This is a genomic window from Corallococcus sp. AB018 (assembly GCF_003986945.1).
GTDB lineage: Bacteria > Myxococcota > Myxococcia > Myxococcales > Myxococcaceae > Corallococcus > Corallococcus exiguus.
This window is the reverse complement of record NZ_RAWR01000070.1, coordinates 15,649-36,024: the sequence shown is the minus strand read 5'-3', so window position 1 is coordinate 36,024 and position 20,376 is coordinate 15,649. Positions and strand designations below refer to the sequence as shown.

Below are 20,376 nucleotides of genomic sequence, written 5' to 3'. Positions count from 1 at the left end.
CCACGCCTCCCGCATGACCTTCCTTGCCCCGGTCGTCCTGACGCTCTGGGTGTCGGCCCAGATTCCGCTGGCCACGCAGGTGGAGCTGCCCACCGGCGAGGTGGTGGAGCTCGCGGCCGACTACGTCGTCTTCGAGAACGACGTCCTCACCGCCCGGGGCCACTGCGAGCTGCGCAGCGGCCCCAACGTGCTGCGCGCGGATGAAGTGACGTACAGCGAGGCCACGCAGGTGGCCACCGCCACCGGCAACGTGATGTTCGTCAGCGGCCTGATGGCCGCCATCGCGGACGACGTGCGCGTGGACCTGCGCTCCAACGAGGCCAACGTGAAGGGCGGCCTCTTCATGCAGAAGAAGGGCGTCACCCCCGAAGCGCTCCAGGCCGCCAAGACGCCGGACGAATTGCGCAAGCTGGGGGAGACGCCCGTCCTGATGAGCGGCACGCGCATCCGCCGCACCGGAGAGACGGCCTTCTCCGTGGACGGCCTGGCCTTCACCCCGTGCCAGTGCGGTCCGGGAGAGCCTGGCTGGCGCGTGGAGGCGAAGGAGGCCAACGTGAAGATGGGCGAGCGCGCCATCCTCACCTGGCCCGTGGTGTACGTGCGCTCGGTGCCGGTGTTCGCGCTGCCGTGGCTGTACCTGCCCCTGGCCGAGCGCCGCTCCGGCCTGCTCATCCCCCGTCCGTCCAACTCAGGCCTCAACGGCTTCGGGCTGGACGTCCCCGTCTTCGTCACGCTGGGGGAGAGCTACGACCTGACGTTCACGCCGGGCATCTACACGGGCGGCGGGGACATCTCGAACCCCCGGTTCGTCGAGGTGGACGAGGACGGCAACTCGACGCCCATCCGCGAGCTCCGCCCCACTGGCGTGAAGGGCCCCCGGCTGCTGACCGAGTTCCGCTACGTCCCCAGCGACCGCACGCGAGGCCGGGCCACGCTGGGCTTCCTCTATGACTTGCGGCCCCGGTTGGATCCCACGACCTCCGACTTCCTCCGCGTCGTGGACCGGACCAACTCGAAGAAGCCCTTCTACACATCGCAGATCATCGACGAGAAGCGGGGCCTGCGCGGCGAGGCGTCCTGGCAGCACACGCAGGACCTGGGCGACGGCTGGCACGACCGCGTGGACGCGTACTTCGTGTCGGACGGCTTCTACACGCGCGACCTCACCGCCGACCTGCTGGTGCAGAACACCAACTACCTGCGCAGCACCGCCGTCGTGTACCAGCGCCGCGACGAACGCTACCTGGGGCTGGACGTGTCGCTGCGCCAGGACCTGCGCTACGCCTACCGCTTCTTCCAGCCGAACCCCGTCCCCGCGGTGGCTTCGCTGAGTGGCGACGCCTTCAACCCCCACGGCCCCACGACGTTCCAGCGCCTGCCGGGCATCACCCTGGCTCTGCCCCAGCGGCCCCTCTTCGGCGGACGGGTGATGGGCGGAATGCAGGTGGAGTACAGCCGGCTGGCGCCCCTGCGCAGCGGCGGTTTCGCGGACGACGGCTCCGACGGGCTCTTCTCGCTCAACGGCATCTGGCGCCCCGAGGGCACGCCTCTCGAGGCCGCGCCGGTGGTCGATGAACTGGAGGGCAACGGCCGCCTGGACCCCACCGAGCGCGAGGGCCGCGACCGCGTGTCGTTGGCCCCGCGCCTGTCCACGTCCTACGGGCTGGGCAACTGGGGCCGGCTGACGCCTTCCGTGGCGCTGCGCCAGGACGTGTCCGTGGGCGAGGTCTCCGGTCGCACCGCCGCGCGCGGCTACGCGCTGGCGGACCTGATGCTGGACTCGCAGCTGGCGCGCACCTTCGCGGACCGGGACACGCTCTACCGTCACACGATGTCCCCGTCGGTGAACCTGCGCTACGTGCCCGGCGGCTGGGGCCACGGGCTCACCGCCCTCAACGGCAGCGGCACCGGCACCGTGCCGCGCATCTACGACGAGTGGGACTCCGCGGTGCCACTCCAGCCCAACGGCAGCGTGCGCGGCTTCCTCCACGCCGTGGTCGCCGTGGATCAGTCGTTGCGCGTTCGCAAGGGGCCCACCACGCGGGAGCCGCTGCGCCTGCGCATCGGCCAGGGGTTCGACCTGTCGCGCATCGCGCCCGTCGCGGGCCGGGACACCGTGCAGGGCAGCGTGGTGCGCGACACCTTCGCGCGGCTGTCCGCCAGCGCCGGCGTGCTCACCGCGGGCGGGCTCGTGCGCATGGACCCGACGACGCTCGACATCACCCAGCTGTCCGCTGACTTCACCATCGACAACGGCAAGGGCAACGCCCTGTACGCGCGGTACGACGACCTGCTGGCCGTGAAACAATTGTCAATTGATCGTGGGTTGGATCCTTTGGCACAAGGCCCCGATTTCGTGCGCCGGGGCGTGGACATGCTGGTGGGAGACGCACCTCGTCCCCTGCCGTCCCACAACGATCAAGTCGACCCCTCTCCGACCGAACGGGCACAGGCCCTCACTGTTGGTACGCGAATCAAGCTCGGATTCGGGCTCGGGTTGCGATACGAAGCACTTGTGCAGCCGCTTTATAAGGATCTGATTACCCAGGAAAGTCAGCCCCTTGCGCAGCAGACCTTTGGCGTGTCGTATGGACCCGCCTGTGACTGCTGGCGTATCGAAGGGGTTGTGATCCTGCGGCGCAACCAGACGCCGGAATTCGCCGGCGTGAATCTGAGTGTGGCCGGATTCGGATCCTTCGGGTCGGGAGGTTAGGAATCACCCGCCGTACGCGAGCGTTGCACACACCTCGGAAACATCCCCCCTAGAGGAGAAGTACTTCGTGTCGGATCTCGGAAAAAGAATTGGCCAGCGCATTCGCGAGCTTCGCACGCAGCGCCCGGAGCGATGGACGCAGGAAGAGCTCGCGGAGCGAGCGCAGATCAGTGTGTCCTTCCTGTCGATGATCGAACGCGGCGAGCGCGTGCCCCACGTGGAAACCCTGGCGGCCCTTTCCAATGCCCTCAGCGTCAGTCTCGGTGAGCTCTTCACGGGCACCGAGCAGACGCCTGCCCAGACGGAGGACCTGCTGCGTCCCCTTTCGGATTTCGCCCGTGCACGCGGCCTCAACGCGCGCGACGTGGACCGCCTGCTCGGCGTGGCCCGCGTGATGTTCAACGGCTCGGCGGCCTGAATCCCCTCCCGGGGAGGGCTCTTCCCCGTGCGTCTCCCTTCCGCCCGCCTCCCCCCCGGCGAGGCGGAGGGCCCCACGTAAGGATTGACCCCGGGGCCCCGCGTCCATAGCGTGGCTGGCTGATTCTTGAATCAACCAGTCATGGGAGGACGCGTGGGCCAGCAGAAGACGGCGCCGGAGAACGGGACGCGGGAGAGCGAGCGTCGCCGCACCATCCTGCGGGCCGCCATCGACGTGTTCGCCCGCAAGGGCTACCACGGCTGCCGTATCGCGGACGTCGCCAAGGAGGCGGGCGTCGCGTACGGGCTCGTCTACCACTACTTCAAGAACAAGGATGAGCTGCTGGAGACCGTCTTCGAGACGGGCTGGAGCGGCTTCATTGCGCGTGCGCGCGCCGTCGCGGAGAGCGAGGGGCCGCTGGTGGAGAAGGTCCGCCGCATCGCGGACGTGGCCTTCGATGCCTACCGCGTGGACCCCCGCGCGGTGAAGGTGCTCATCCTGGAGATTGCCCGTTCACCGGCCGGAGCCCGCATCAACCGGCAGACTGCCTTCGTGGACGTCATCCGCCTGAGCGCGCAGATGTTCACCCGCGCGAAGGAATCAGGGGAGCTGCGCCCGGACGTGGATCCGCTGCTCGCGTCCGCGCTGCTCTTCGGCTCCATTGAAATGGGGCTCACGGCCTTCGTCGTGGGGCTGGCGGACGCGCGCGACACGGCGATGCTCGAGCGCGCGAAGGCGCAGATCGCCGACTCGTTCCTCCACGGCGTGCTGCTGAGCAGCGCGTCCTCCAAGTCGGAGCCCGCGAAGCACGAGCCCGCGAAGCACGAGCTTCCGCGGGGTGAGGAGCCCCAGGACGCGGCCCCGCCGAAGCGGGAGAAGGCCGCGCCCAAATCCCGGACGCCCAAGCGCGGCTGAGAAGAGGCCGCGCGGCGCGCTACGGGTTGCTCAATCCGGGTGCGTTGGTGGCCACGCCCGGCGCTTCCGGGGCGCCGGTGAAGTCCAGCTTGAGCAGCGTCTGGCCATCCACCCAGCGGTCATCGGCCTTCACGCCCCAGTGGAGGTGTGGACCGGTGACGCGGCCGGTGCTGCCCACCAGGCCCAGCGGGTCTCCCTGCTTCACCTGCGCGCCGTCCTTCACGTCGATGCGCGACAGGTGGAAGTACGCCGTGTAGAGCCCCGCGCCGTGGTGCACGAGCACGGTGTTGCCGGACGCGTAGTTCTCACGCGTCATCACCACCGTGCCGTCGTTGGCGGCGACCACCGGCGAGCCCGTGGCGCCGTCCAGGTCCACGCCGAAGTGCTGCGTCTGCAGCTTGCCGTTGAACGAGCGGCGGTCGCCGAAGGGCGCCGTCACCGTGGCCTCGCGCGGCCAGGCGAAGTTCTGGCCGAACAGCGGCGTGTGGAAGGGCTGCGCGAACGCCGCGGCGAACGCCTTGCGGTCCGCCTCCATGCGCGCCTTCACCGCCTTGGGCGGCTTCACGTACTTGTTGGCCACGCGCAGCTCGCGCTCGCGGAAACCCGGCGCGCCAACCTTGAGCACGCCGGACAGCAGCACCGGCAGGCCGCGCCCGGGGGCCGTGACGTCCACCGCCACGGTGCCTTCCGTCTGCTCCACCGGCAGGCTGGAGAGGGCCGCGTAGCCGTTGTTCCACGCGAAGAAGCGCAGGGGCCGGCCCGCGATGGAGCCCGTGGGCAGCGAGGACGCGCCGCTCACCATCACCAGCACCGGGTCGCCCGGCTTGGGGTTGGAGGGCTGGAGCGACAGGCGCGGCCCGTCCAGGGGCGCCACCTTCATCGGTGCCAGCTCGCCCTGGAGCACGGCGCCCGTCGTGGGCGCGCCCGGGGCGCGGAGGCCCGACGCGGTGGGCGTGGCCGAGGAGCCCGGCACGCTGCCCGTCACCACCGCGTTGGGGGCGGTGGGCGTGGCCGCGGCGAGCGCCGGAGACCCGGAGGCGAGCAGGGAGAGGACGAAGAAGCGGGCGGCGGAAGGGGTCCGGGCGGGCATGGGCCGTTCTTTACACCACGCACGCGCGGAACCTTCCCGGACCGGCGTCGGGCGTGTTGGCTGGCTGCTTCTCTGCCCGGAAGGGCTCGGCTGGCTGACTCCCGGTGGACGCCTGGCCGCACGTCCTGACGGCAGGCTCCAGAGATGTGCCATTGCCGGTACTTGGGTGCCCTCGGAGGCGAAAGGGTGTTCCTGGCCGGACGTGCGGCAGGCAGCCGTGCCAGTTCTCCCCGTGTCAAGGCGTTACGGACGGCGAGGGGCTCCCTAGCTTTCCGACATCAACGCAGCACATCAATTTCGAAAGGGAGAGCGCGCATGCCTCGCTCCTACAGCTTCGACCACTTCCAGGTTCCCAAGACGCTCCCGCCGCAGAAGCGCGGCCTTCGTCAGCGCGACAAGGAGCACCTGGCCCAGTCGTCGCGGGTGTCGGTGGACGAACACGAGGGCATCCACTACGGCAAGAGCCACGCGCAGACGGAGGAGATCCTCAACGCGCGCAAGATGGAACTCCAGTTGGAGGAGCTGGCCCGTCCGGAGGCGGACGCCAAGTTCTCCCACGGGCCGGTGTCGCGCGTGAGCGGGGCGTCGAAGAAGAAGCAGCGCAAGGCGGCGGCCGCGTCGCCCATCATCGGGACGACGGCGCCCATCGGCGCCCTGCCGCCCACGCAGGAGCGGCCGCTGCAGCAGCGCCGGCTGCCGGACCTCATCGACGAGGCGCGCCGGCAGCTCAAGGCCATCCAGTCTGGAGTGGGTGACGTGGCGTCGGCGATGCGGCGGCTGGCGTTGCTGCCCCTGGATGCGGTGCGCCTGGCGGCCCGCCGCATCATTCCGGCCTGAGCAAGAAGGGGAGGGTGAACGACGCGTGGAGCTGACCCTGGTCTCCTACAACATCCACTCCGGCATCGGCGTGGACGGAGCTTTCGACCTGGAGCGCGTGGGCCTGGTGCTCCGCGAGGTGAACGCGGACATCATCGCCCTGCAGGAGGTGGGGGACTTCCGGGGCAAGACGTCCCGGGAGGACCAGCCCGAGCACCTGGCCGCGATGCTCGGGATGCACATGGCCTTCGGACCCAACGTGGTCCGCAACGGCCGAAGGTACGGCAACGCCATCCTCAGCCGGCTGCCGGTGCTCAAGTCGAAGAACTATGACTTGAGCGTGCCGCGCCGCGAGCCCCGGGGCGCGTTGAGGTGCGATCTGGACCTGGGAGGAGGGCAGCAGCTGCACGTCTTCTGCCTCCACCTGGGCCTGTCCGTGAGCGAGCGGCGGCGGCAGGAAGCGCTCCTGCTGTCCGCCGACCTGCTCCGCGACGCGGCCCGCAAGGACCCCATGGTGGTGTGCGGGGACTTCAACTCCTGGGGCAACGGGCCGGTGTCGTCGCTCGTGCGCGAGGCCATCCACGACGCCGCGTTCGAGCTGGGCGCCGCCGCGCGCACGTACCCCACGCGGCTGCCCCTGTTCCGGTTGGACCGCATCTACGTGGACTCGGGGGTGCGGCCCGTGTCGGTGACGCCGCACCGCTCGCCGCTGAGCCGCGTGGCGTCGGACCACCTGCCGCTGGTGATGCGCTTCGAGGCGCCCATCGCGGTGCAGCCGCCCGTCGCACCGCCGGTGCAGCTGATCGGCTAGGAGTATGGGCTTGGGGTAGGCTCGCACCGGAGTCCGGTGGTTTCTCGCGTTGAGTGGCCGACGCTGGCGAACGCCGGACAAATTCCTCGCGCCGTGGTTGTCGCGGGGAGGTGGGGTGCCTAGGTTGGCGCCCACGCGCACAGGGACGTGAGCGTCGGCCGGAGAGCGCATGCACGTGGGCAGTGAACAGACGGATCGCGGCGTCGCCGCGCTCGTCGGGCGCATGGCGGACGGCTTCAGTCGGTTGGTGACGCAGCACCTCCAGTTGGCGCGCGTGGAGCTGGCGGAGGACGCGAAGGCCATGGGCCTGGACGTGGCGAGCATCGCCGTGTTCGTGCCCTTCCTGCTCGTGGGGTACGCCTTCGTCTGCGGGGCGCTGGCGGCCGTGCTCGCTCCGTGGACGGGGTGGGCGGGTGCGCTGGCCCTGGTGGGCGCGGTGAACCTGGTGGGCGGCGGCCTGGGCATCCTGCGCGCGGTGAAGCGGATGAAGTCACGCCAGATGATGGATGACAGCGTGAGCGAGCTGTCGCGCAGCATGGCGGCGCTCACCAATGCGCAGCCGCGAGTGGCAGCGGCGCCCGGGGTGAACACGCTGAAGGACGCAACGGGAATGGCTTTCAAGGAGCCGCGGGATGGGCGCTAGCAACGGACACCTGCCGCGCACGAGCGCGGCGCTTCGCGAGGAAATCGAGCGCACCCGGGCCGACCTGGCCACGTCGGTGAGCGCGCTCCGGGTGGAGGTGGCGGAAGTCACCGACTGGCGCCAGTGGGTGCGCAAGCATCCCTACACCTGCGTGGGGACCGCCTTCCTCGTTGGTTACCTGGTGGGCTCGCGGCGCTGAACGGCGCGAGCGGGCCTGGATGCAGAAGCTTCTAGACGCAATCGGAAAACGAACGCACAGCAGAGGGCTTCCATGGAAATCAATCCGCAGCAGATGGCAGACCGGGCGCGGCAGATTCAGGATCAGCTGCCGGACATGGACGAGGCGCGGCAGAACCTGGTGGACCTGAACAACCAGGTCGTCGGGTTCATCAAGGCCAACCCGGGCACGTGCCTCCTGGGCGCCATCGCGGTGGGCTTCATCGTGGGCCGCATCGCGTCCCGCTAACCGGTTGCCTGAAAGCGAGCACGGACATGACGAACTACTCGGGCACGACGGGCAACGGAACGGCGGGACACGGCGACGACGCGGGCTTCGGCCAGCGCGTGGATCAGCTGGGCTCGGACGCGCAGCAGTTCATCGACAACGCGCGCAGCGCGGTGGCGGACCTGGGGCAGACCCTGGACCTGAAGGGGCGCGTGGAGCGCAACCCCTATGGCACGTTGGCCATCGCCGTGGGCGTGGGCTACGTGCTGGGCGGTGGCCTCTTCACGCCGCTGACCGGGCGCATCCTCAAGCTGGGCGTGCGGCTGGCCGCGCTGCCCTTCGTGAAGGATGAGCTGATGGGCATGGCGGAGTCCGCCTTCCAGGGCTACCAGACGGGCCGTGGAACGCCGCCCTCGGGCAGCGTCTAGGATTTCCGAAGCAACCCGCGTCTTTCCCCGAAGTCATTTCCCCGGAGTCGGACATGCTGAGCCTGAAGGACTTGAAGAAGCTGGACAGGGACGACGTGCTGGACCTCATCGGCCTGGAGACGCGCCGCACGACGGCGGAGACGGCGCTGCCGGCGCTGGGCATCTTCGCGGCGGGCGTGCTCGTGGGCGTGGGCGTGGGCCTGCTGCTCGCGGACAAGCCGGGCCAGCAGCTGCGCGGTGACCTGCGCCAGCGCATCCAGGGCGGCCAGGACAAGCTGGCCACGGCCATCAACACCGCGCGTGGCTCGGAGACCCAGCAGGGCGCCGGCTCCACGGTGCCGCCGGGTCAGCGGACGACCTGATTCCAGGGCGTGCCTTGGAGTCGCACACGGGCCTCTTCCCGCTCATGGCGGGGAGGGGCCTTCGTGTTTCCGGCGGAGGGGGAGGGCGAATGGCCTAGGATGCGAGGCGATGGGCGAGCCTTCGCATCAGGAGCAGACCCGGTGAGCGCGGCGAAGAATCGACGGACATCCGGTACGAAACCGCCCGGGGCGACACCGCCACCGAGACATGACACGCCCGTGGACATGCCCGCCGTGGACGAGTCCTCGGCGCTCCCCGCGCGAAACACGGACACGCCGTGGGCCTCCGGACCCGATGGTGCGCTGGGTCAGTTGCGTGCGCTGGAAACGCTGGAGTCCACCTACGACGCCTGGGCGGAGCTGAAGCGCGAGCACGCGGCCTCCGTCATCCAGTTCCGCGAGGAGCAGGCCCGGCTCACGCAACAAGGTTCATTCCTGCTGGGCGCGGTGCGTGCCGCGGGCATGGACTCGGGTTCGACGACTCCGGGCCTCCAGCCCCAGGGCTCCGCCAGTGACTTCCTCCGCGACGCGGAAGCCAAACTCACCAAGGCGCGCGACGCCGTCTCCCAGCGCGAAGCGGAGAGCGAAGCCCGCTACCAGGCCGCGTTCACGGAGGTCCGCACCACGCTGCTGGACCGCGTCCAGCGCTACCTCCAGCGCAGCCAGCCGCACCTCACGCTGCTCCTGCGCCGCGTGGGCGCGGAGCGCTCCATCCTCCACGTCGCGCGCGTGCAGCCGGATGAGGCCGTCCTGCTCTGCTATCTGCTCACGCAGCGGGTGCCATCCCGCTACGGCTTCCTCTTCGACGACTCCACCGAGGACCTGTCGCTTCCGCCCGCGCCGCTCTACGCGGAGGAGTCCGTCGTCTCCGACGTCGTGCGCCCGGACGCGCCGGGCCTGCTGCGCGTCATCGACGCGAGCACGGACGTCGTGCCGCTCAAGGGCTTCATCCCCCTGCGCGTGCCCAGGCCCGGGGGAGGGGAGGACTTCTTCCGGCTCCTCCAGCGCGGCGCCGTGATGGAGGTGGAGATCGCGGACGGCCCGGACTTCCGCAGCATCCTCACCCGCGAAGAGTCGGAGCGCTTCGCGGGCCACCTGCTGCGCCTCAAGCTGGAGGAGCGCATCGGCCTGGACATCGAGGCCGGATAGACGCGCTCAGTTCGTCCGCACGATGCCCACTTCCGCGGTGCCCGCCAGGACGACGCTGCCCAGGAAGAGGTTGTCGGACTCAGGGCCGCCCATGCGCACGGCCTGGAAGATGACCAGGTAGGTCTGCTTCGGGTTCGGGAACGCGGTGGCGGGAATGGTCACGCGCGCCTCGCGGAACAGCGCCGGGGTCGCCGCCAGCTGGAGGAACTCCACCGGCGACGTGGGCACGTTCGAATAGGTGGACTGGCCCTTCTCTCCGTTTGAACCCAGCGGCACCACCGTTACGAAGCCCAGCGTCCGGTCCTGGTTCGGCGGAGGCGCCGGCCGGTCGAACGCGAACGCCGTGTTGGCGTTGATGCGCACGAAGCCCTCCGCCGGGTGGAACGCCGGGATGGCCTCCTTCGTGGGCGCGTCCTCCACCCGCGCCTCGTACTTCGTCCCGCCCTGCTCCGCGAAGAACGAATAGGTGGCTCCGGACGCGTACTTCAGGTCGTCCGTGGAGTCGCTCGTCACGCCATAGCTGCCGCCGCCCTGGCCATTGAGCGGCACGCCCGCCGAGCTCCCGGCGTTCAGCGTCACGGTGGCCCCGCTCAGGCCCTGAGGCTGCGAGTTCTCCCCAGACTTCGTCCCGAAGAACACGAACGCCGCCGTCTGCCCGGGGAAGCTCACCACGTCCCCTCCGTCCGGCCCGAAGGTCCCCGCGTCGTAGCCCGCCATGGCGGACGCGGACACGTCCACCTGCGGCGTCGAGAGCAGGGTGCCCACGATGACGTGGTCCGCCTTGAGCTGGTTGGTCGTCTTCTCCAGGTCACAGGCGAGCGGCGACAGCAGGGACACGGTGGCCAGGGCGGACAGCAACAGGCGTTTCATGGGCACTCTCTTGAACGGGGCACGGGTGACGGCGGCCAACCATACCGCGCGTGTTGCCCATGGGCGCGGGGCTCAGGCGGAGTATCCTGTGCGCCGCTCGTGCAACGCCTCCGCATCCACTCCTCTGGCCGCCGCTTCCTCCACCGGCTCGGCTTCTCGCTCGCCATGGCGGCCCTGTTCGGCTGCCTGCTGGGCCTGCTCGTCTCCCAGCGCGACACGGGCCCCGTCCGGCCGGAGGACACGCCCGCGCCCTGGCTGTCGCCCTCCGGCTTCATCGACGGGCTCTCGCGCTGGATAGACGGCGGCGAGCGCGTCTTCTACGACTGGCGCATCCGCCAGCTGGGAGAGGTGTCCGAGCGCTCCGACCGCGTCGTGCTCGTCTCCATCGACGACGACACCCTCGCCGAAGCCCAGCAGGGTCCCCGCGCGGACATCGCCGCGTACCCGTGGCCTCGCCAGGTCATGGGCGGCATGGTGCACCGGCTGGTGGAAGAGGGCGCCTCCGTGGTGATGCTGGACTTCGCCTACCCGGAGCTCAGCCCCCGCGCCTGCGTCACCCCCACGCGCTCGGGCCGGGGCGCCCTGTCCCAGGACGACGACGCGCTCCGTGCCCTCCTGGACCAGGACCCCGGCCACTCCGTGCTCGCCTTCCGCTGGGGCGCCGAGGGCACCCGCACGCTGCCTCCCACCGGCCGCCTGTGGCCCTACCGCGTCCGCCTGGGCAGCTACCCCAGCGTCACCGAGGCCCGCACCCGCGCCCAGTCCGTCCTCGCCCTCCAGCGCCCCGCGTTCCTCATCCCCGCCGGCAAGTCCCTGGAGGTCTGGGCCGGCGTCGCGGACGAGGGCGAGGGCCGCAGCCTGGGCGAGCAGCTGGGCACCGCCGCCGCGTCCATCCAGGAGCGCCGCGCCGCGGACGACGCCTTCCGCGTGGCCCCGTCGGACCTGTTCCTCGCCCTGGCCTCCGTGCAGGTGCAGGGGCTGGATCCGGAGAAGCTCCTGGAGGTGCGCCAGCTCCAGCACCCGGTGACGCCGCTGCTCAGCCAGGCCAGCGGCTACGGCGCCACCACGCTGCCCTCGGACTCCGACGGCGTGGTGCGCGGTGTGCCCCACCTCGTCGCGTACAGCCCGCGCGGGGGTGAGCGCTACGTCCTGCCCTCGCTGCCCCTGGCCGCCGCCATGCGGCTCGCGGGCACGCAGAAGCTGCGGTACGCGGAGGGGCGCCTCTACATCGGGGACAAGTACTCCGTGCCCATGGACGCGGCCGGCTACAGCCTGCTTCGCTGGGAGGCCCCGGCCGCCACCCGCGGCGCGCGTGGCCCGCTCGCCCGCTCCATCCGCGCGTGGAACGTGCTGCTCAACCTCTTCGACTCGCAGGAGGCGCGGCCCGTCCGCTTCGACCACGACCTGGATGGCCGCGCCGTCATCCTCACCAACACCAGCAGCTACGCGCCCGAGCGCCGGGTGACGCCCATCGGGCCGGGCATCGCCAACGGCGCCGTGCTGGGCCAAGCGCTCGCCAACATCCTCGCGTCGGACGGCATCACCCGCGCGCCGCCGAAGGTGGACATGCTCGCCACCATGGGGCTCGCGTTCATCGGCGCGTTCCTGGCGCTGTCGTGCAGCTGGCTCCTGCGCTCCGTGGGCGGCGCCTTCCTCTTCGTCTGCGTGGCGGTGGCGGCCGGGGCGGGCTACGTGGGCGCGGCGGGCTACGTCTTCGTCCATGACCAGGTGTGGATCGCCGTCGCGGGGCCGCTGTGGTCCGGCGGGCTCGCGTTCCTGGTGACGACCCTCTACGCCTTCCGCACCGAACAGGACGTGCGCGAGTTCGTGCACAGCGCGCTGGGCCGCTACGTCAGCCCGGACGTGGCGCGGCTGGTGGCGCGCGACGTGAGCCTGATGAAGCCGGAGCGCCGGCAGATGACCGTGTACCTCTGCGACATCGAGGGCTTCACGCGCCTGTCGGAAGCGATGCCGCCGGAGCAGCTGGTGCCGCTGCTCAACACCTTCCTCACGGAGATGACCGCCGTGGTGCGCGCCACGGCGGGGCAGGTGGACAAGTACATCGGCGACTCGGTGATGGCCTTCTGGGGAGCGCCCGTGCGCACGGACCGCCACGCGCACCTGGCCTGCGAGGCGGCGCTGAAGCTCCATGCGGCGCTCGCGCAGAAGCAGCCCCTCTGGGAGAAGCAGTTCGGCCACCGGCTGTCGGTGCGCGCCGGCATCGACACGGGCGACCTGCTGGTGGGCGACATGGGCAGCGAGCTCAAGTCCCACTACACCGTGATGGGCGAAGCGGTGAGCATGGCCGGCCGGCTGGAGGCGGCCAACAAGGAGTACGGCACCCAGGTGCTGGTGGGGCATGCCACCGCGCAGCTCGCCAGCGACGCCTACGTCTTCCGAGAGGTGGACCGCGTGCTCCTGAGAGACCGTCCCCAGCCCGTGCGCGTGCACGAACTCCTGGGCCGCCGGGGCGAATTCTCTCCCGAGAAGCAGGCCGGCATCGCCCTCTACGAGAAGGCCCTCACCGCCTACTACGGGCGCGACTTCATCATGGCCCAGGAGCTGTTCCGCCGCTGCACCGTGGAGCATGGCGACCCGGTGGCCCGCGTCTACGTCCAGCGCTGCCAGCGCCTCATCCAGGCCCCGCCGCCCGAGGACTGGGACGGCGTCATCCGCTGGGGCCGGCGCAGCACGGACGCGCGCTAGGCAGACCGTCAGGGCTGCGTGTCCACCCTCAGGGGCACGCCGAAGCGCGTGGTGAAGAACTGGAGGAGGTGGGCGTGCTCGAAGGCGATCTCCTCCGGGCGTTCCGTGAGGTGCGCGTGCTCGGGGATGATCATCAGGGTCGCGTCCTGGCCCCTTGCCCGGAGCTTGCGCACGAAGACGTCCGCGTCCGACAGCGACACCTTGGGGTCCCTCGCGCCCAGCATCAGGGTGATGGGGGCCTCCACGCGGTCCACCCAGGTCACGGGGGAGATGACGCGAAGCCGCTCCGCGTCCCGCTCCGGATCGCCGTATTCGGAGGCCCTGGCACCGCGCAGCTCTGGCGTCGTCTGGGAGAGGAATGAGGCCAGGTCCGTCTTGGCCGCGAAGGCGAAGCCCGCATCGTAGCTGCCCGCGAAGCGCGTCATGCCCACCAGCGTCTGGTTGCCTCCGTAGCTCCACCCGAGGATGCCCAACCTGGGGGCCACGCCATCACGGGTGAAGCGCTGGCGCAGGCAGCGGCTGGCGGACTCCAGGTCCGTGGCGGCCGCCACGCGCAGCGGCCCGTTGTCCGCGCGGGCCCAGTCCTCGGAGCATTTGGTGCCCCGCACCGCGGGCTCCGCGAAGATGAAGCCCGCGCGGAGGAAGAACTCCGGGCGCCAGTGGTAGTCCGGCCGGGGACAGCCCGTTGTGTAGAAGGCGAGCACGGGACACGCGCGCTCCCGGCACGCGGGCGGTACCCGCACCTGGATCCGGAAGCGGACGTCGCCGTTGTCACACTCCAGGTCCTCCGCGGGGGCCGCGCTCCATCGCAGACGCTGCCCGGAGTCCGCGAGGATTGCCTTCAGCGTGGACGTCAGTGCCGCGTCGGGCTCCACACGGGGATGGCGCCGCAGCAGCTCCTCGCGCGAATCCCCGTCCCGGACGAGCGCCGCGCCCACGACGCGGGGGCTGTCCGCATCCGCATGCGCGCCGAGCACCTTCAGGGGCGCCGGGGCCGCGGGCCGCGAACACGCACCCAGCACCAGCAGGCCCACGAGACCCGGCAGGAGGAGGGGAGAACGGGATGCGCGAAGCACGGCCCACCTCCTGAGCATCAGTCGTCGTCGCCGGAGTCCGGCTGGCCGAACAGCTCGCGCACCGGTGCGTCGTCCTGGATGTGCTCGGCCACCACGCGGCGCATCTTCTCCGCCGTCATCCCGGAGTAGTACACCTCTCCGGGCCACCCCATGAGCTGGTAGTCCTCCGGGGACAGCGGGTCTCGCTTGCGGCCCGTGTCCTCGCGCACCACCACGTTGGGCCCCATGTGGCAGAAGCCGTAGCAGCCGCCCCGGTACAGCTCGCAGCGCGACTGCAGGCCCTTCTCCGCCAGCGCCTCGCGGGCCGCCACGTGCACCGCGTCCGAGCCGCCCGCGCGGCAGCTGGAGCCCTTGCACACCGACATCCGGTAGCGCTTCACGGCGGGGCTCCCCGTGCCAGGCAGGCACCATGCGCATTGAAGAGGTGCAGCATCACCACATGCCCCCAGAAAAGGCTTCGGCCCGCCCTTCCCAATCCAGCGGGAAGGAGGCGGGCCGGGATGCGTGCGAAGGGGCGGCGGACGGCCCGCCCCACGCGGTGCGAAACAAAGGACTACTTGATGAACTTCGTCACCTGGATGGGACCCTGCTGCGTCACCACCGCGTGCCCGGTGCTCGCCTTGGCGTGGCCGTGGCCCGCGCCCAACTGCTTGGCGTGGCCGTGGTCCGCGTGTCCCTCGCCGACGCGCGTGTGCGCTTCCTTGTGGACGTGGTGCGGCTCCGAGGAGCTGTCGCGCTTGTTCCACGGGTCGGACGGGTGCGACACCGGCGGGCCCTTGAGCAGCTTCGGGATGTCGTAGACGAAGTTCTGCCGGTTGTACTCGGACGGCGTGTGCATGTACGTGTCCATGCGGATGGCGTCCTTGGGGCACGCCTCCACGCACAGGCCGCACACGATGCAGCGCAGCTCGTCGATGACGAACTGGGTGGGGTACTTCTCGATGACCGCCGACTCGGAGTCCGCGGACGCGTGCTCGTACTCACCGGCCTCGATGTAGATGCACTGCGCGGGGCAGATGGTCGCGCACATGTAGCAGGCCACGCAGCGCGGCTTGCCGTCGTCACGCGGCACCAGCCGGTGCAGACCGCGGTAGCCCTCCGGATAGATGGGCTTCTCTTCCGGGTACTCCACCGTGGTCATCAGGTTCATGCCCGTGCGGTCCACAACCTGGGGGTTGGGGTCGCGCGTGCCGAACATGTTGCGGAAGAAGTGCTTGGTCGTGATGGCCAGACCGCGCAGCAGCTCCGGGATGTACATCCGCTCGCGGAGGTCCGTGCGCGGGTCCTGGGAAGCATTGAACGCCATGGTGTCTTGTCTCGCTTCCGGACCGCGCTAGTGCGCGCCCGCCGGGGAGTGGGAGTGGGGGTCCGCGTGCGCCGGCAGGCCGTGCGCATCGCTTCCGTGGCCGTGCGCGTCGTGCCCATGGCCGTGCGCCGCGTCGTGCGCGTCCGCTGCCTTGGAACCCGAGGTCATCGTCAGCGCGATCACGAAGCCGATCTCCAGCAGGCCCACCACGCCCAGCGCCTGGAGGGACGGATCCCACAGCACCAGCGCGCCGCTGATGAACACGTTGGCCAGGCCCACGGGCAGCAAAATCTTCCAGCCCAGGTTCTGGATCTGATCGTAACGGAAGCGCGGGAAGGTCCAGCGGATCACCAGCTGCACCCAGATGAGCAGGATGACCTTGATCCAGAACACCGTGCCCAGGAGCGTGCCGTACACCCAGCCGTGCTCCTGGAAGAAGGGCTGCGCCGCCAGCCACTCGCCGCCGAAGGGCAGGTGGTGCCCGCCGAAGAAGAGCGACGCCGTCACGCCGGCCAGCACCACGACCTCCACGAACTCGGAGATCATGAACATGCCGAACTTCATGCCGGAGTACTCCACGAAGTAGCCGATGATTTCCGACTCGCCTTCCGGAGCGTCGAACGGGGCGCGCTTGGTCTCCGCGAAGGACGCCACGAAGAAGGCGATGAAGCCCAGGGGCTGGATGAAGATGCCCCACGCCGGCAGGCCCAGGTCGAAGCCGCCGTCCGTGCGCCACAGGTACTTCGCCTGGCCGGTGCCGGACACGAGCGCGTTGCCCACGTCACCCACCAGCGTGGGCAGCTGCACGGAGGAGAAGGCCAGGAACAGGCCCACCAGCGACAGGCCCAGCGCCACCTCGTAGCTGATCATCTGCGCGGAGGCGCGCACGCCGCCCAGCAGCGCGAACTTGTTGTTGGAGGACCAGCCGGCCAGCGACGTGCCGTACACGGCGAGCGACGCGATGGCGAGCAGGTACAGCATGCCGAAGTCCGGCGTGGCGACGACCATGTCCACCGTCTTGCCGAACACGTTCACCGTGGGCCCGGCCGGCACCACCGCGAACAGCGCGAACACCGGCGCGAAGGCGAGGATGGGGCCCAGGTTGAACAGGAAGCGGTTGGCGGTGCCGGGGACGAAGTCCTCCTTGGTCAGCATCTTCAGCACGTCGGTGATGATGTGCGGGATGCCGCCCAGGGAGCGGTTGCCCAGGCCCGGGATGGCGGACAGGCGCGCGCGGTTGGGGCCCACGCGGTCCTGCATGAACGCGGACCACTTGCGCTCCGCCAGCGTGAGCAGCGTCGCGGTGATCATCACGAAGACGAGCATCAGGAAGATGATGTTCGTCAGGCGGCTGGCACCCTCGAAGAGGTACTCCTCCGCCAGGTAGCCCACCAGATACGCCGAGGCCACTCCGCCAGCGATGGCGAAGACGATGAAGGCCATGGCGAACAGCATGGTCAGGATACGGCTCATGGTCAGATGCCCCTCACGCGCGGCGCGCCGAACTCACGGTAGCCCGGCGGACGGCCGTCGGCTCCCGACGGCAGCGGATTGATGCCCGGCTTCTCCCGGTCCGGCGGAGAGGCCTTGTCCCAGTTGAACTCGGCGAACTCGGACACCTGCCCGGAGAGCGCCCGCCACACGTCGCGCGCGGAAGCCGCGGCGGCCTCGCCGCCCAGCTCGCGCGTCAGCTCCGTGGCCCACTTCCAGTGCGGCACCGCGTCCCCCTTGGAGGGGTACGCCTTGCGGAAGCGCTGGGTGATGCCGTCCGCTTGCGTGAACGTGCCCTCGTCCTCGATGTGCGCCGAAGCGGGCAGCAGCACCGTGGCCTGCGCCGTCACCGGAGACTCGTTCTGCGCCTGGGCGACGAACACCTCCAGCTTCGCGGCGACTTCCGCGAAGGCGGCCGCGTCCGTGGGGACTTCCGTGCCCACCGCGTAGAGCGCCTTCACCTGGCCCGCGTTGATGGCCGGGGTGAGCTCCTCGAAGCCCTTGAGCGACAGCCCCAGGCTCTTGGCGATGAGCGCCAGGCCCTGGCGGTTGGGGTTCTTGTCCGCCGTCATCAGGTAGTGGTCCGCCTTGCCCTGGGGCCGGCCGCCCACGAACACGCTGGTGACGCCCAGCACCGTCTTGGCGAACGTCAGGCCCGCGAGCAGGTCCTCGTTGGACGCGAGCGGCGAGGCCAGCACCGCGAGCTGCTTGGAGCCCGCGAGCGGCTTGAGCGCCTTGACCGCGCCGAGCGCGGCGTCCTTGCGCGTGAGCACCGGCTGCACCGTGCCGGGGGCCTGCAGGCCGCGGCCCACGCGGGCGGACAGCACGCGGCCCACGTTCAGGTCCTTGTACGACAGGCGGCCCTGGTCGCACATCCAGCTCTTGTTGATGGCCTCGTTCTCACGCGGGCGGTAGCGGTAGGTGTCCTGGGACATCCAGTCCGCGGAGATGCTGCAGCCGCGCGAGCAGCCCGTGCAGACGGACGGCGTGGCGGACAGGAACCAGGAGCGCGCCTTGAAGCGGAAGTCGCGGGAGAGCAGCGCGCCCACCGGGCACACGTCCACGGTGTTCAGCGAGTAGTTGCTGTTCAGCTCGTTGCCCGGGAAGACGTCGATGCGCTCGTGGCTGCCACGGCCGAAGACGCCCAGCTGCGGCTCCTTCGGGATCTCGTTCATGAAGCGGACGCAGCGCGTGCAGATGATGCAGCGCTCCTGATCCAGCACCACGTGAGGCCCCAGCACCTTGCGCTTGTGCTTGAGAGCCTTGGTGCCCTCCAGGCGCGAGGGCTTGTAGTTGTACTTCATGTAGTAGTCCTGCAGCTTGCACTCACCGGCCTGGTCGCAGATGGAGCAGTCGACCGGGTGGTTCAGCAGCAGGAACTCCATCACCGCGCGCTGCTGCTCCTTGACCTTGGGGGTCGTGGTCTTGATGACCTGACCCTCGGCCATGGGCGTCTGGCAGGCGGGGACGAGCTTGGGCGCGTTGGACGCCTCAATGAGGCAGATGCGGCAGTTGGCCGCGATGGAGAGGCGCGGGTGGTAGCAGTAGTAGGGGATCTCCGAGCCGACCGACTTGGCCGCCTCGATCATGTTCGTCCCCGGCTTCACCACGACTTCGCGTCCGTCGATGACCGCCGTCACGAAGCCCGGGTTCTTGGGCTGCGGCTTGGGCGGAGGGCCACCGGCCGGGGGCGCCGCCGGCTTGGGCGGAGGCGTGCCGGTGGGGCCGCTGGCGGCCGCGGGCGGATTGTCCAGCTTCGCGCCGGCGGGCGGGTTGGACGGCTCCGAGCCAATCTTGGCCGCGGGCGTGTCGGTGGGCGCGCCCTTGGGGGGCGTCTGCGCGTCACCGGTGGGCTTCTTCGTGTCGTTGTCGCTCACTGCTCGACCTCGCCGCCGATCATGTTGATGGTGTCAAAGGTGGGAACGAGGTCCGCGAGCATCTTGCCCTGGATGATGTGCGGCAGCGCCGCCAGCACCGGGAAGCCCGGGGCGCGCACGTGGACCTTGTACGGCCGGCCGCGACCGTCGCTCACCAGGTACCAGCCCAGCTCGCCGTTGGACGCTTCCGTCGCGTCATAGACTTCACCGGGGGGCACCTGGATGCCCTCCATCACCAGCTTGAAGTGCGCCATCACGCCTTCGATGGTGCCGTACACCTCGGGCTTGGGCGGCAGCGCGATGCGCCAGTCGTCCACGATGATGGGACCCGCGGGGATGGTGTCGAGGGCCTGGCGGATGATCTTGATGGACTGCCGCATCTCCTCCAGGCGCACGAGGTAGCGGTCGTAGTTGTCGCCGTGCTCGCCGACCACCACCTCGAAGTCGAAGCGGTCGTAGACCCAGTACGGCTGCACCTTGCGCAGGTCGTGATCCACGCCGCACGCGCGCAGCGCGGGGCCCGTCCACCCGTAGTCGATGGCGTCCTCGGCGGAGATGACGCCGGTGCCCTTGGTGCGGTCCACGAAGATGCGGTTGCGCGTGAGCAGCCCGTCCATCTCCACGAGCAGCTCTTCGGTGCGGTCCAGCGTCTTGCGAACCTTCTCCGACCAGCCTTCCGGCAGGTCGCGGTTCATGCCGCCCACGCGGCCGAAGCTGGTGGTGAGGCGCGCGCCGGTGAGCTCCGTGACGCGGTCCTGGATGAGCTCGCGGGCCTCCATGCCGTAGAGGAACGGCGCGAAGCCGCCCATCTCCAGGCCGGTGGCGCCCACGCACGTCAGGTGGTCGGTGAGCCGGTGCAGCTCGCTGCCGATGACGCGGATGTACTGGGCGCGCTCCGGGATCTCCAGGCCGATGAGCTTCTCCACGGCGTTGAGGAACCCGAAGTTGTTCATCATCGCGGACAGGTAGTTGAGCCGGTCCGTGTACGGCAGGCACTGCGTCCAGGTGACGTTCTCGCAGCTCTTCTGGAAGCCGCGGTGGAGGAAGCCGATCTCCGGGTCGATCTTGACGATGGTCTCACCCTCGAGCTCCACCTTCAGCCGCACGGTGCCGTGCGTGGCCGGGTGGGAGGGGCCCATGTTGATGACCATGTTCTTCGTCTGGAAGTGCGACTCCAGCTCCGACTCCTCGTGGGCGAGCCCATCGGTGTCGGGGTTGTGGGGCTTCTGCGCGTCGGTGTTGTGGCTGTCGGCCATGGTG

20 protein-coding genes are annotated in these 20,376 nt (G+C 70.0%); 12 read left to right on the top strand and 8 right to left on the bottom strand.

The features are described 5' to 3' along the window. Window positions 1-13: 13 nt before the first annotated feature. From D7Y11_RS16625 to D7Y11_RS16615, 3 genes are all read left to right on the top strand, one after another. Window positions 14-2,713, top strand: coding sequence for an LPS-assembly protein LptD (locus D7Y11_RS16625; RefSeq protein WP_126934173.1), 2,700 nt, complete (start codon window positions 14-16; stop codon window positions 2,711-2,713). Between the two features lie 67 nt (window positions 2,714-2,780). Further along, on the top strand, window positions 2,781-3,131 hold the full coding sequence (locus D7Y11_RS16620; RefSeq protein ID WP_014398120.1) for a helix-turn-helix domain-containing protein: 351 nt from the start codon (window positions 2,781-2,783) through the stop codon (window positions 3,129-3,131). Window positions 3,132-3,284: 153 nt separating this feature from the next. After that, complete coding sequence (locus D7Y11_RS16615; RefSeq protein ID WP_126934177.1) at window positions 3,285-4,046, top strand: TetR/AcrR family transcriptional regulator; 762 nt, start codon at window positions 3,285-3,287, stop codon at window positions 4,044-4,046. Between the two features lie 19 nt (window positions 4,047-4,065). On the opposite strand, the gene D7Y11_RS16610 is transcribed toward D7Y11_RS16615, so the two are convergent. Then, window positions 4,066-5,136: a M23 family metallopeptidase gene (locus D7Y11_RS16610; RefSeq protein ID WP_126934172.1), complete on the bottom strand. Its 1,071-nt coding sequence runs from the start codon at window positions 5,134-5,136 to the stop codon at window positions 4,066-4,068. A 315-nt stretch (window positions 5,137-5,451) separates the two neighbouring features. Between D7Y11_RS16610 and D7Y11_RS16605 the strand changes: the two genes are divergently transcribed. The 8 genes from D7Y11_RS16605 (at window position 5,452) to D7Y11_RS16570 (ending at window position 9,790) form a co-directional block, all read left to right on the top strand. Continuing rightward, window positions 5,452-5,973: a hypothetical protein gene (locus D7Y11_RS16605; protein WP_126934171.1), complete on the top strand. Its 522-nt coding sequence runs from the start codon at window positions 5,452-5,454 to the stop codon at window positions 5,971-5,973. A gap of 25 nt (window positions 5,974-5,998) precedes the next feature. Continuing rightward, window positions 5,999-6,763 (top strand): endonuclease/exonuclease/phosphatase family protein, encoded by a 765-nt coding sequence (locus D7Y11_RS16600; protein ID WP_120577362.1) that lies wholly within the window; start codon window positions 5,999-6,001, stop codon window positions 6,761-6,763. 169 nt (window positions 6,764-6,932) lie between these two features. Beyond that, entirely contained in the window at window positions 6,933-7,406 is a 474-nt protein-coding gene (locus tag D7Y11_RS16595; RefSeq protein ID WP_120577361.1) for a phage holin family protein, read from the top strand. After that, a complete protein-coding gene (locus D7Y11_RS16590; RefSeq protein ID WP_120577360.1) occupies window positions 7,396-7,605 on the top strand; it encodes a DUF3618 domain-containing protein in 210 nt (69 codons plus the stop codon). The genes D7Y11_RS16595 and D7Y11_RS16590 overlap by 11 nt, the downstream gene beginning before the upstream one ends. Window positions 7,606-7,677: 72 nt before the next feature. Then, window positions 7,678-7,872, top strand: coding sequence for a hypothetical protein (locus tag D7Y11_RS16585; RefSeq protein WP_120594639.1), 195 nt, complete (start codon window positions 7,678-7,680; stop codon window positions 7,870-7,872). Window positions 7,873-7,898: 26 nt separating this feature from the next. Beyond that, entirely contained in the window at window positions 7,899-8,279 is a 381-nt protein-coding gene (locus tag D7Y11_RS16580; protein ID WP_120577358.1) for a hypothetical protein, read from the top strand. 53 nt (window positions 8,280-8,332) lie between these two features. Then, complete coding sequence (locus D7Y11_RS16575) at window positions 8,333-8,641, top strand: YtxH domain-containing protein (RefSeq protein WP_126934170.1); 309 nt, start codon at window positions 8,333-8,335, stop codon at window positions 8,639-8,641. Window positions 8,642-8,866: 225 nt separating this feature from the next. Continuing rightward, complete coding sequence (locus D7Y11_RS16570; RefSeq protein WP_169820856.1) at window positions 8,867-9,790, top strand: hypothetical protein; 924 nt, start codon at window positions 8,867-8,869, stop codon at window positions 9,788-9,790. Window positions 9,791-9,796: 6 nt separating this feature from the next. Here the strand turns inward: D7Y11_RS16570 and D7Y11_RS16565 are convergent, their stop codons facing one another. After that, window positions 9,797-10,660, bottom strand: a complete 864-nt coding sequence (locus tag D7Y11_RS16565; RefSeq protein WP_120577356.1) for a hypothetical protein — start codon at window positions 10,658-10,660, stop codon at window positions 9,797-9,799. 99 nt (window positions 10,661-10,759) lie between these two features. On the opposite strand from D7Y11_RS16565, the gene D7Y11_RS16560 reads away from it, so the two are divergent. Further along, window positions 10,760-13,366 (top strand): adenylate/guanylate cyclase domain-containing protein, encoded by a 2,607-nt coding sequence (locus tag D7Y11_RS16560; RefSeq protein ID WP_306770443.1) that lies wholly within the window; start codon window positions 10,760-10,762, stop codon window positions 13,364-13,366. A gap of 8 nt (window positions 13,367-13,374) precedes the next feature. Here D7Y11_RS16560 and D7Y11_RS16555 read toward each other — a convergent pair whose 3' ends face one another. The 6 genes from D7Y11_RS16555 to nuoD form a co-directional block, all read right to left on the bottom strand. After that, window positions 13,375-14,442, bottom strand: coding sequence for a S9 family peptidase (locus tag D7Y11_RS16555; RefSeq protein ID WP_158624416.1), 1,068 nt, complete (start codon window positions 14,440-14,442; stop codon window positions 13,375-13,377). Between the two features lie 17 nt (window positions 14,443-14,459). After that, window positions 14,460-14,822: a ferredoxin gene (locus tag D7Y11_RS16550; protein ID WP_120577354.1), complete on the bottom strand. Its 363-nt coding sequence runs from the start codon at window positions 14,820-14,822 to the stop codon at window positions 14,460-14,462. A gap of 173 nt (window positions 14,823-14,995) precedes the next feature. Continuing rightward, entirely contained in the window at window positions 14,996-15,748 is a 753-nt protein-coding gene (locus D7Y11_RS16545) for an NADH-quinone oxidoreductase subunit I (RefSeq protein WP_120577353.1), read from the bottom strand. Between the two features lie 27 nt (window positions 15,749-15,775). Beyond that, window positions 15,776-17,221 (bottom strand): complex I subunit 1 family protein, encoded by a 1,446-nt coding sequence (locus tag D7Y11_RS16540; protein WP_121753321.1) that lies wholly within the window; start codon window positions 17,219-17,221, stop codon window positions 15,776-15,778. Window positions 17,222-17,223: 2 nt separating this feature from the next. After that, complete coding sequence (locus D7Y11_RS16535) at window positions 17,224-19,116, bottom strand: 2Fe-2S iron-sulfur cluster-binding protein (RefSeq protein WP_120577351.1); 1,893 nt, start codon at window positions 19,114-19,116, stop codon at window positions 17,224-17,226. Next, window positions 19,113-20,372 (bottom strand): NADH dehydrogenase (quinone) subunit D, encoded by a 1,260-nt coding sequence (gene nuoD, locus D7Y11_RS16530; protein ID WP_120577350.1) that lies wholly within the window; start codon window positions 20,370-20,372, stop codon window positions 19,113-19,115. Before nuoD ends, D7Y11_RS16535 begins: the two co-directional genes overlap by 4 nt. Window positions 20,373-20,376 lie beyond the last annotated feature (4 nt).